Raw genomic sequence first — 10,185 nt, 5'->3', positions numbered from 1 at the left:
GATTCGGAGTTCGACGATGGCCGCATCCAGCGAAGAAGTCGTCAGGGCACTGCGAGCCTCTCTCAAAGAGGCCGAACTGCTTCGGCAGCAGAATCGCGAGCTGACCGCCGCGAAGTCCGAGCCGATCGCGATCGTGGGGATGGCGTGCCGTTTTCCTGGGGGTGTGCGGTCGCCCGAGGATTTGTGGCGGTTGGTGGAGAGTGGGACGGACGCGATCTCGGAGTTTCCTGAGGATCGCGGGTGGGATGTGGAGGGTCTGTTCGATCCGGATCCTTCGGTGCCGGGGAAGTCGTATGTGCGGCATGGTGGGTTCCTCGATGACGCGGCGGACTTCGACGCGGAGTTCTTCGGGATCAATCCGCGCGAGGCGCTGGCGATGCACCCGCAGCAGCGATTGCTGCTCGAAACGTCATGGGAGGCGTTCGAACGGGCCGGTATCTCGCCCGATTCCGTGCGTGGGAGTCGCACCGGCGTGTTCGCCGGCGTCATGCACCAGGACTACGCGGCTCTGCTGCGTGAGGTGCCGGAAGAACTCGAAGGCTACGTGCTCACCGGTGACACGGGAAGCGTCGTGTCGGGGCGTGTGGCTTACACGTTGGGGCTTGAGGGTCCTGCGGTGACGGTGGATACGGCGTGTTCGTCGTCGTTGGTGTCGTTGCATCTGGCGTGTCAGTCGTTGCGGCGTGGGGAGAGCACGCTGGCGCTGGCGGCCGGTGTGACGGTCATGACCGGGCCGTCGGGGTTCGTCGAGTTCAGCCGGCAGCGGGCCCTGTCCCCCGACGGCAGGTGCAGGTCTTTCGCCGATTCGGCGAATGGCACCGGGTGGTCGGAGGGGGTGGGGGTGTTGCTGCTTGAGCGGTTGTCGGATGCGCGGCGGAATGGGCGTCGGGTATTGGCGGTGGTGCGTGGCTCGGCGGTGAACCAGGACGGAGGCAGCAGCGGTTTTTCCGCCCCGAATGGTCCGTCGCAGCAGCGGGTGATTCGGCAGGCGTTGGCGGATGCGGGGCTTTCCGCGGTTGATGTGGATGTGGTGGAGGCGCATGGGACGGGGACGCGTCTGGGTGATCCGATTGAGGCGCAGGCGTTGTTGGCGACGTATGGGCAGGGGCGTGCGGTGGGGCGTCCTTTGTGGTTGGGGTCGTTGAAGTCGAATATTGGGCATGCGCAGGCGGCTGCGGGTGTGGCGGGTGTGATCAAGATGGTGATGGCGTTGCGGTATGGGGTGTTGCCGCAGACGTTGCATGTGGATGAGCCGTCGGGGCATGTGGATTGGTCTTCGGGGCGGGTGGAGTTGTTGCGTGAGGCGCGGGAGTGGGTGGTGGGTGCGGGTGGTGTGCGGCGTGCGGGGGTGTCGTCGTTCGGGATCAGTGGGACGAATGCGCATGTGGTGGTGGAGGAGGCGCCGGTGGTGGAGGCGCCGGTGAGTTCCAGTTCTGGTGTTGGTTTGGGTGTTTCTGGTGGTGTGGTGGTGTGGGTGGTGTCGGGGCGTTCGGTGGGTGGGTTGGTGGGTGTGGTGGGTCGGTTGCGGGAGTGGGTGGTGGGTGCTGGTGGTGGTGTGGGGGTGGGTGTGGTGGGTGGGGTGTTGGCGGGTCGTTCGGTGTTTGGGGTGCGGGGTGTGGTGGTGGGTGGTTCGCGGGAGGAGTTGGTGGGTGGGTTGGATGGGTTGGTGGGGGATGTGGAGTCGGGTGTGGTGTCGGGTGGTTCTGTGGTGAGTGTTGGTTCTGGTTTTGGTTCGGTGGTGGGTTCTGTTTCTGGGTCGGTGTCGGGTGGGTCTGTTTCTGGTGGTGGTCGTGGGGTGGTGTTGGTGTTTCCGGGTCAGGGGTGGCAGTGGGTGGGGTTGGTGGTGGGGTTGTTGGAGGAGTCGGTGGTGTTTGCGGAGTGGATGGGGGTGTGTGAGCGGGCGTTGGAGCCGTTGGTGGGGTGGTCGTTGGTGGGGGTGTTGCGGTCGGGTGATGAGGGGTGGTTGGGGCGGGTTGAGGTGGTGCAGCCGGTGTTGTGGGCGGTGATGGTGTCGTTGGGTCGGTTGTGGGAGTCGTTGGGTGTGGTGGTGCGGGGGGTGGTGGGTCATTCGCAGGGTGAGGTGGCTGCGGTGGTGGTGGCGGGTGGGTTGTCGGTGGAGGAGGGTGCGCGGGTGGTGGTGTTGCGGTCTGGGTTGGTGGGGGAGTTGGTGGGGGGTGGGGGGATGGTGGTGGTGTCGTTGGGTCGGGTTGGTGTGGAGGGGTTGTTGGGTGAGGTGGGTGGTGGGTTGGTGGTGGCTGCGGTGAATGGTCCTGGGTCGGTGGTGGTGTCGGGTGAGGTGGGGGCGTTGGGGCGGTTGGTGGGGTTGTGTGAGGGGCGGGGTGTGGGGGTGCGGTGGGTGGCGGTGGATTATGCGTCGCATGGTCCGGGGGTGGATGTGGTGCGGGAGCGGTTGGTTGAGGGGTTGGTGGGTGTGGTGGGGCGTCGGGGGGTGTTGCCGTTTTATTCGACGGTGTCGGGTGGGTTGTTGGATATGGAGGGGTTGGGTGGGGAGTATTGGTTTGAGAATTTGCGGCGGCCGGTGTTGTTTGATGATGTGGTTCGGTCGTTCGGTGATGATGTGGTGTTTGTGGAGTGCAGTGGTCATCCGGTGTTGGTGCCGGTGATGGAGGGTGTTTCGGCGGTGGGGTCGTTGCGGCGTGGTGAGGGGGGTATGCGGCGGTTTCTGCTGTCGGTGGGTGAGGCGTTCGTGCGGGGTGTGGATGTGGACTGGTCCCGCCTTTTCCCGGGACAGGAACGAGCGCTCGCGGAGGCGTATGCGGACGTACCCACATACGCGTTTCAGCGGGAACGCTTCTGGCTGAAAGACTTGGAGCCGGACACCGCGGCGAAAGAACGTCGTACGCGGGAGACTGTCGACGATTGGCGCTACCGGATCGACTGGACGCCGTTGACGCCTGCGGCGCCGACGCCCCAACTGTCCGGCACATGGGTCGTTCTCGTTCCGGAGGAGAGCGCCCGGCCGCAGTGGATGGACACCGCCATCCGGGCGCTGGGTGATGGTGGTGCCGCCCGCGTGGTTCCGGTCGCGTTGTCCGTGGCGGATGCCGACCGCGAGGTTCTCGGGGAACGCCTCCGCGCCCTCGTCGACGCCACGGCCCCCTTCGACGGCGGCATCCTGTCGCTCCTGGCTCTCGACGCGCGTCCGCTGCCGTCCCATCCAGGGCTCACGGCGGGCGTGGCACTCACTCTTTCCTTGGTGCAGGCGCTCACCGACCTCGGTGGTACCGGCCGGTTGTGGTCCGTCACCAGGGGGGCGGTGACGACGGGGCCGGAGGACGCGCCGGCTGATCCCGCGCAGGCGCAGGTGTGGGGCCTCGGCAGGGTCATCGCCCTGGAGCACTCGGCACTCTGGGGCGGGCTGATCGACCTGCCGGAGACCGTCGATGAGGACGCTCTCTCCGGCCTCTGCCATGTCCTCGCCGGGCTGAACGGTGAGGACCAGGTCGCGGTTCGCGCCTCCGGCCTGTCCGGCCGGCGTATGGTCCGGGCGGCCGTCGGAGCCGCGGAACCGCGACGCACATGGGCTCCGGCCGGCACCGTTGTGCTCACCGGTGCGACCGGCAGCCTCGGACCGCGCGTCGCTCGCTGGCTCGCCGCCGGCGGTGCCGAACACCTCGTGCTCATCAGCCGCAGGGGACCCGAGGCCCCGGGGGTTGAGGAACTCGTCGCCGAACTCACCGACATGGGCACCACCGTCACCGTGAGCGCCTGTGACGTCGGTGACCGCGGAGCGGTGGAGACCCTGTTGGGGGAACTGCGCGAGGCCGGGCACACGGTACGGGCCGTCATGCACACGGCCGCCCACATCGAGTTGGCCCCCGTGACCGATACCACGCTGGACAGCCTCGCCGCCGTGCTGTCCGCGAAGGTCGCGGGCACAGAACACCTTGCTGACCTGCTCGATCCCGAGGACCTGGACGCGTTCGTGCTGTTCTCGTCGATCGCCGGCGTCTGGGGCAGCGGGGACCATGCCGCCTACGCGGCGGCGAACGCGGCGCTCGACGCGCTCGCGGTGCGCGGCAGGGCGCGAGGGCTGCCGATGACGTCCGTGGCCTGGGGAGTGTGGGAGGACGCGCTCAACACCTGGCGCGGCATGGAAGGGCTCGACCCGAACGCGACGCGCGAACGCGTGCGGGGCCAGGGACTCGCCCTGATGCGCGCCGACTTGGCGATCGCCGCCCTTCAGCAGGCACTCGACCACGACGACACGTTCGTCGCCGTGGCCGAGATCGACTGGGAGCCGTTCGCGTCGCTGTTCACCTCGATGCGGCCGAGCCCACTGCTCGGCGAACTCGCGCTTTACCAGCGGGCGGTGGAGCCCGGGACGCGACCGGCAGAGAGTCCGACGGCCGACGTGGTCCCCACGCGGTCGGCACTGTGGCAGCGGCTCGACGGGCAGCCGCGGGCCGACCAGGAACGCGTCCTGCTCGACCTGGTCGGCACCCACGCGCAGGCCGTGCTTGGGCATGCGTCGGCGGAGGCCGTCGGGCCGGACCGTGCGTTCAAGGATCTCGGTTTCGAATCACTGACCGCGGTCGAGCTGCGCAACCGCCTCGCCGCAGCCACCGGCCTCCAGTTGCCGGCCACGCTGGTCTTCGACCACCCCACGCCATCCGTGCTGGCACGGCACCTGCGTACCGAGGTGCTGGGGGCTGAGGAAGAGCCCGCCCTGCCCGCCGTCACCGCCGCCCCGCGCGCCACGGACGACGAGCCGCTGGCCATCGTGGGAATGGCGTGCCGTTTCCCCGGTGGCATCGACAGCCCCGAGGCGTTGTGGCAGGTGGTCGTGAACGGCGGGGACGTGATCGCCGATTTCCCCGATGACCGGGGCTGGGACCTGGGCAACCTGTTCGACGACGACCCCGGACGGCGGGGGACCAGTTATGTCCGGCAGGGCGGCTTCCTTGAGGACGCCGACCTGTTCGACGCGGGGTTCTTCGGGATCAGTCCGCGCGAGGCCCTGGCCATGGATCCGCAGCAGCGGTTGCTGCTCGAAACGTCGTGGGAGGCGTTCGAACGCGCGGGGCTCACCATGCGGGACCTCCACGGCTCCTCCACGGGAACGTTCGTCGGCGCCATGTCGCACGGCTATGGGCCGAGCGCCGGCGAGGCCACGCAGGCCATCGAGGACTATGTGGTCACCGGGAGCGTGCCGAGCGTGATCTCGGGGCGTGTCGCCTATGCCTTCGGGCTCGAAGGGCCCGCGGTGACGGTGGACACGGCGTGTTCGTCGTCGTTGGTGTCCCTGCACCTGGCGGCCCAGGCCCTGCGGCGCGGCGAATGCTCGCTGGCACTCGCGGGTGGTGCCGTGGTCATGCCGACGCCCGACGCGTTCATCGGGTTCAGCCGTCTGCGGGCCCTCTCCACCGACGGGCGGTGCAAGGCGTTCTCCGACGACGCCGACGGGTTCGGTCTCGCGGAAGGCGTCGGCGTCGTTCTGCTTGAGCGGTTGTCGGATGCGCGGCGGAATGGGCGCCGGGTGCTGGCGGTGGTGCGTGGTTCGGCGATTAATCAGGATGGTGCGTCGAATGGGTTGACGGCGCCGAATGGTCCGTCGCAGCAGCGGGTGATTCGGCAGGCGTTGGCGGATGCGCGGCTTTCCGCGGCTGATGTGGATGTGGTGGAGGCGCATGGGACGGGGACGCGTCTGGGTGATCCGATCGAGGCGCAGGCGTTGTTGGCGACGTATGGGCGGGAGCGGGCGGAGGGGCGTCCGTTGTGGTTGGGGTCGGTGAAGTCGAACATCGGGCACACGCAGGCCGCCGCGGGTGTGGCGGGTGTGATCAAGATGGTGATGGCGATGCGGCACGGGGTGCTGCCGCGCACGCTGCACGTGGGCGAACGGTCATCGCACATCGACTGGTCGTCGGGTGCCGTCGAGCTGCTTGAGGAGACGCGGGAATGGCCGGAGGACGGCCGGCCGCGACGTGCCGCGATTTCTGCTTTTGGAATCAGTGGGACGAATGCGCATGTGGTGGTGGAGGAGGCGCCGGTGGTGGAGGCGCCGGTGAATTCCAGTCTTGGTTCGGGTGTTTCTGGTGGTGTGGTGGTGTGGGTGGTGTCGGGGCGTTCGGTGGGTGGGTTGGTGGGTGTGGTGGGTCGGTTGCGGGAGTGGGTGGTGGGTGGGGGTTCTGGTGTGGGGGTGGGTGTGGTGGGTGGGGTGTTGGCGGGTCGTTCGGTGTTTGGGGTGCGGGGTGTGGTGGTGGGTGGTTCGCGGGAGGAGTTGGTGGGTGGGTTGGATGGGTTGGTGGGGGATGTGGAGTCGGGTGTGGTGTCGGGTGGTTCTGTGGTGAGTGTTGGTTCTGGTTTTGGTTCGGTGGTGGGTTCTGTTTCTGGGTCGGTGTCGGGTGGTGGGTCTGTTTCTGGTGGTGGTCGTGGGGTGGTGTTGGTGTTTCCGGGTCAGGGGTGGCAGTGGGTGGGGTTGGTGGTGGGGTTGTTGGAGGAGTCGGTGGTGTTTGCGGAGTGGATGGGGGTGTGTGAGCGGGCGTTGGAGCCGTTGGTGGGGTGGTCGTTGGTGGGGGTGTTGCGGTCGGGTGATGAGGGGTGGTTGGGGCGGGTTGAGGTGGTGCAGCCGGTGTTGTGGGCGGTGATGGTGTCGTTGGGTCGGTTGTGGGAGTCGTTGGGTGTGGTGGTGCGGGGGGTGGTGGGTCATTCGCAGGGTGAGGTGGCTGCGGTGGTGGTGGCGGGTGGGTTGTCGGTGGAGGAGGGTGCGCGGGTGGTGGTGTTGCGGTCTGGGTTGGTGGGGGAGTTGGTGGGGGGTGGGGGGATGGTGGTGGTGTCGTTGTCGGTGTCGGGGGTGGAGGGGTTGTTGGGTGAGGTGGGTGGTGGGTTGGTGGTGGCTGCGGTGAATGGTCCTGGGTCGGTGGTGGTGTCGGGTGAGGTGGGGGCGTTGGGGCGGTTGGTGGGGTTGTGTGAGGGGCGGGGTGTGGGGGTGCGGTGGGTGGCGGTGGATTATGCGTCGCATGGTCCGGGGGTGGATGTGGTGCGGGAGCGGTTGGTTGAGGGGTTGGTGGGTGTGGTGGGGCGTCGGGGGGTGTTGCCGTTTTATTCGACGGTGTCGGGTGGGTTGTTGGATATGGAGGGGTTGGGTGGGGAGTATTGGTTTGAGAATTTGCGGCGGCCGGTGTTGTTTGATGATGTGGTTCGGTCGTTCGGTGATGATGTGGTGTTTGTGGAGTGCAGTGGTCATCCGGTGTTGGTGCCGGTGATGGAGGGTGTTTCGGCGGTGGGGTCGTTGCGGCGTGGTGAGGGGGGTATGCGGCGGTTCCTGTTGTCGGTGGGTGAGGCGTTCGTGCGGGGTGTGGATGTGGACTGGTCCCGCCTTTTCCCGGGCCAGGAGCGGGCGGTGGCACAGGCGTGTGGGGATGTGCCGACGTATGCGTTTGAGCGGGAGCGGTTTTGGTTGTCGGGTGGTTCGGGGTTGGGGTCTGGTGGGGTGGGGCGTGGGTTGGTGGGTGGTGGGGTGGAGTTGGCTGGTGGGGGTGGTGTGGTGTTTTCGGGGCGGGTGTCGTTGGAGGGGTATGGGTGGCTTGGTGATCATGGGGTGTGGGGTTCGGTGTTGTTGCCGGGGACGGGGTTTGTTGAGTTGGGGTTGCGTGCGGGGGGTCGGGTGGAGGAGTTGGCGTTGGGGGTGCCGTTGGTGTTGGGGGTGGGTGGTGTGGATGTGCAGGTGCGGGTGGGTGAGGTGGATGGTGAGGGTCGGCGTTCGTTGGGGGTGTTCGCGCGGGGTGGTGAGGGAGAGGAATGGGTCACCCACGCCACCGGAACACTCGCACCCGCAGGGCCCGTCGCAGGTCACCCGGAGTTGTCCGGTGTCTGGCCGCCGCCCCAGGCCGTTGCTGTCCCGCTGGCCGGCTTCTACGACCGGCTCGCGGAGAGCGGATTCGAGTACGGTCCCGCGTTCCGTGGGCTGGTCGCGGCGTGGCGGCGCGGGGACGAGGTGTTCGCGGAGGTCCGGCTTCCGCAGGAGCGGCACGGTGACGACTTCGACCTGCATCCCGCGCTCCTCGACGCGGCCCTCCACGCGAGTCTCCTCGACGGTGTCGACGAGGTCAGGTTGCCGTTCTCCTGGTCCGGGGTGACGCTGCACGCCACCGGCGCGACCGCCCTGCGCGTCCGGCTGGCCCCCACCGGCCCCGACACCATGACCCTCTCGGTCGCCGACGAGACCGGTGCCCCGGTGGCGGACGTCGAGTCCCTGGCCGTGCGACCGGTCAGGCGCGAGCAGTTGGGTGTGCCGTTGCGGGACGCGCTGTTCCACGTCGAGTGGGCCGACGTCACGGCGGATGTGGCGGCGTCCGCGGCCCCGGCCCGGCGGGACACGGTCGTGACGTGGCGAGGCGCGGGACCGGTGGACGGCGGGCGGACGGCTGCTCAGGCGGTGGGGCCCGTCGAGGCGGCGGTGCGTGCCGTGGCGGTTCTCCAGGAGTGGCTGGCGCACGAGCGTTCCGCCACGGACCGGCTCGTGTGGCTGACCGGGGGCGCCGTGAGCACGCGGAACGGCGAGGACGTGACCGATCTTTCGGCGGCGGCGGCGTGGGGGGCGGTGCGTTCCGCGCAGGCCGAGCACCCCGGGCGCATCGTTCTGATCGATACCGATACCGACACCGACAGCGGCGGTGCCGACGAGGCCGCGCGGCTCGTGCGTGAGCTGCTGCCCCGCCTTCCGCTGGAGGCGGAGCCGCAACTCGCGCTGCGGGGCGGGCGGGTGCTCGCGCCGCGCCTGGCCGCCGCGCGGCCGGAGGCGGTGGCGCCCGCGGCCGGGAACGGGCACGGAACCGTGCTGATCACCGGCGGTACCGGGACGCTGGGCGCTCTGGTCGCCCGCCACCTGGTGCAGGCACACGGCGTGCGGCGGCTGCTGCTCGTCAGCCGGCGCGGCCCAGCGGCCGAGGGCGCGGCGGAACTGGTGGCCGCGCTGGCCGAGGCCGGTGCCGAGGCGAAGGCCGTGGCGTGCGATGTGTCCGACCGGGCGGCGCTGGCCGAGGTGCTCGGCTCCGTGCCGCAGGAGCACCCCCTCACCGGAGTCGTGCACGCCGCGGGCGTGCTGGACGACGGGTTGATCACGTCCCTGACCGGGGAACGGGTCGGGGCCGTCCTGCGCGCCAAGGCCGAGTCGGCGCGGCACCTGCACGAACTCACCCGGGACGCGGACCTGTCGATGTTCGTGCTGTTCTCCGCGGCCGGCGGCATCCTCGGTGCGGCAGGGCAGGGCAACTACGCGGCGGCCAACGCGTACCTCGACGCGCTCGCCGAGCACCGCCGTGCGCTCGGGCTGCCCGCGGTGTCGATGGCTTGGGGGCTGTGGGAAACGCTCAGCGACATGACGGGCGGGCTCGGCGAGGCGGGCCTGGCCCGCTTGCGGCGTTCCGGCGTGCTGCCGCTGGCGTCGGCGGACGGCCTGGCGCTGTTCGACGTGGCGCTCGGCCTGGAACGGCCCCTGGTGCTGCCGGTGCGGCTGGACCTGGCGGCGTTGCGGGACGCGGCGGAACGGCCGCCGTTGGTGCGCGGCCTCGTGGGCCGGGCGCGCCGCAGGCCGGCCCCGGCGGGCGCTCCCGCGACCGGGACGGACGCCGCGACCGGCCCCGCCCGCCTGGCGGGGCTGTCGGGCGAGGAGCGGGCCGAGGCGCTGTTCCACCGGGTACGCGCCGAGGCGGCCGGTGTGCTGGGGCTGGCCGGGCCGGAACAGGTCGACACCGCGCGGGGCTTCCTCGAATCGGGGTTCGACTCGCTGCGGGCGGTCGAGCTGCGCAACCGGCTGGGCGCGGTGACCGGCCTCCGGCTGCCTGCGACGTTGATCTTCGACTTCCCCACCGTGGCGGCGCTCGCGGCGCACCTCGACGCGCGGCTGGCGGAGGAGGCGGCCGTTCCGCCCGTGCTCGCGCGGCTCGACGGCCTCGAAGCGGTGCTCGGGGACGTGGCGTCCGACGACCCGGTGCGGGGGCGGCTCGCCGCACGGCTGCGCGACCTGCTGGGGCAACTCGACGCCGAGGCACCCCCGGGCGGCGCCGAGGCACCCCCGGGCGGCGGAGCGGGCGAGGCGGCCGGGGGCGGGGATGCCGTCGATGTCGAGGCCGCCACGCTCGAAGACATCTTCGACATCGTCGAAAACGAATTGCGCGGCTCATGAGGGGGCACGCCGGCCCGGGCCGCCGGGCGCGGTCC

The 10,185-nt window shown here is 69.8% G+C and carries 1 protein-coding gene; it reads left to right on the top strand.

Annotation, left to right across the window (positions count from 1 at the left end; translation table 11 throughout):
• The first annotated feature begins 16 nt into the window (after window positions 1–16).
• Window positions 17–10,150, top strand: coding sequence for a type I polyketide synthase (locus LC193_RS29265; RefSeq protein ID WP_226070459.1), 10,134 nt, complete (start codon window positions 17–19; stop codon window positions 10,148–10,150).
• Window positions 10,151–10,185: the final 35 nt, after the last annotated feature.

This window comes from Streptomyces marincola, from assembly GCF_020410765.1.
GTDB lineage: Bacteria > Actinomycetota > Actinomycetes > Streptomycetales > Streptomycetaceae > Streptomyces > Streptomyces marincola.
This window is presented reverse-complemented; position numbering and strand designations above follow the sequence as displayed.

Excerpts from the sequence above, each read along its gene's own strand:
- LC193_RS29265 (WP_226070459.1), top strand. The coding sequence starts at position 17 with ATGGCCGCATCCAGCGAAGAAGTCGTCAGGGCACTGCGAGCCTCTCTC.